The sequence below is a fragment of the Pseudorhodobacter sp. genome (assembly GCF_030452865.1).
Taxonomy (GTDB): domain Bacteria; phylum Pseudomonadota; class Alphaproteobacteria; order Rhodobacterales; family Rhodobacteraceae; genus Pseudorhodobacter.
Genome location: NZ_JAKDLJ010000557.1, coordinates 1 through 1799 on the forward strand (window position 1 = coordinate 1; position 1799 = coordinate 1799).

Sequence of the window (1799 nt, forward strand, 5' to 3'; positions counted from 1 at the left end):
ATCAACGCACCACGAGGATCGAAACAGTCGAACGCCGCACAACCCTGTCCGCGTTTGACCCGACCAGAAAATCGCGCAAACGGTCAGGCGGAGGACTTGCCATCACCACCAGATCAATCCCCATGGTTTTGATTGCGGTCAGGATTTCCTCATGCACCTTACCATATCGCGTATGTGCCTCTGTCGTCACACTGGACGGCACTTCGGCTTTCAGCAGTGCGGCAAGCTCCGTCTTGGTCTTTGCCATTGCGTTTTTCTGGAAATCATCGGGAAAGAACCCTTCGACCAGCGGCATCCCGAAGGTTGGTATAACGGCAAGCACATGCAGTTTCGCGCCGGTGGTCTGGCAGGTTTTCACCGCCTCCGGCATGGCGCGTTGCCAAGACGCGGGATCTGAAAGATCAACGGTCAGAAGGATGGAATTGTACATACTATCTCCTCCTCAGGCTTCGACCCGGCGGGCAGGAATGGCCCGACCGCGTTGCAACATCACCACCAGCGCCAGCAACAAGAGTGCCGGAATGAACATCCAGTATTTCGACGGCACCGATTCGGGGCGCAGCACGCGCAGCACCTCCTGATCCCAATCGAGACCGGCCTTTTGCGCCGGGGAGTCATAAGTCACGTCGTCGATCAGCATCCGGTCGCCATCCTGACGGAAGGCCAGACCTGCCGCGGCAAGCTTTTCGTCGCCCGTGGTCCCCTCCCCCATCGGGACTAGTGCCACGAACGAGATCGGATCACCGAGGTCATTCACCCCGTTCACCCGCAGCCGCAGGTTTTCACCAACCGGCGTGGCTTGCGCCGCCGAGGAGATTTCCGCCGGAGCTTCCTCGGCGTAAGGCGGGTAAACCATATCCATCCAGAACCCCGGACGAAACAGCGTGAAGGCCACCAGCAACAAGGCGGCGGATTCGTAAAAACGGTTCTTGGTCAAGAACCAGCCTTGGGTTGCCGCTGCAAACAACAGCATCGCAACCGAGGCGATGAAAAAGATGAACACGCCTTGAAACCAGGTTACATTGATCAGCAACAACTCGGTGTTGAAGATGAACAAGAAGGGCAAGGCGGCCGTGCGCAGGCTGTAGAAAAACGCGATCACCCCGGTTTTGATCGGGTCGCCACCGGAAACCGCCGCAGCGGCAAAGCTCGCCAAGCCAACCGGCGGCGTCACATCCGCCATGATCCCGAAGTAGAACACGAAAAGATGCACCGCGATCAGCGGCACGATCAAGCCGTTCTGCTGCCCCAACGTCACGATAACCGGGGCAAGCAAAGCCGAAACCACGATATAATTCGCAGTCGTCGGCAAGCCCATGCCAAGGATCAGCGACAGCACAGCGGTCAGCAACAAGATCGCCATAAGGTTGCCACCCGACAGCACCTCTACCACATCGGCAAGCGCGGAACCTACACCGGTCTGGCTGACGGCACCGACGATGATACCGGCGGTCGCGGTCGCAATGCCGATGCCGATCATGTTGCGGGCGCCGGTTTCCAATCCGTCGAGCAAATCGGTAAAGCCGTGCTTCAGGTCGTTTACGATATCGCTTTCGCCGCGCATCATCGCCATCAGCGGACGCTGTGTCAGCAGGATGAACACCATATAGGCCGTTGCCCAGAAGGCCGAAAGGCCGGGGGACAGACGGTCCACCATCAAGGCCCAGACCAGCACCACCACCGGCAGGATGAAGTGCAGCCCGGAACGGATCGTCGGCCCCGGCAGCGGCAGCTTGGTGACGGGTGAATTCGGATCATCCAGTTCCAGCGGTGCCTCTTTGGAAGCGATGCGCAGAAGG

Annotated in this window: 2 protein-coding genes; both read right to left on the reverse strand. The window is 59.0% G+C overall.

What is annotated here, in order from left to right; all coding sequences use genetic code 11:
• Nucleotide 1: 1 nt before the first annotated feature.
• On the reverse strand, nucleotides 2-430 hold the full coding sequence (locus L0H65_RS19365; RefSeq protein WP_301460820.1) for a universal stress protein: 429 nt from the start codon (nucleotides 428-430) through the stop codon (nucleotides 2-4).
• Between the two features lie 12 nt (nucleotides 431-442).
• The coding region (locus L0H65_RS19370) for a DUF3394 domain-containing protein (RefSeq protein ID WP_301460821.1) at nucleotides 443-1799 on the reverse strand (1357 nt) is incomplete at its 5' end.

Excerpts from the sequence above, each read along its gene's own strand:
- L0H65_RS19365 (WP_301460820.1), bottom strand. The coding sequence starts at position 430 with ATGTACAATTCCATCCTTCTGACCGTTGATCTTTCAGATCCCGCGTCT.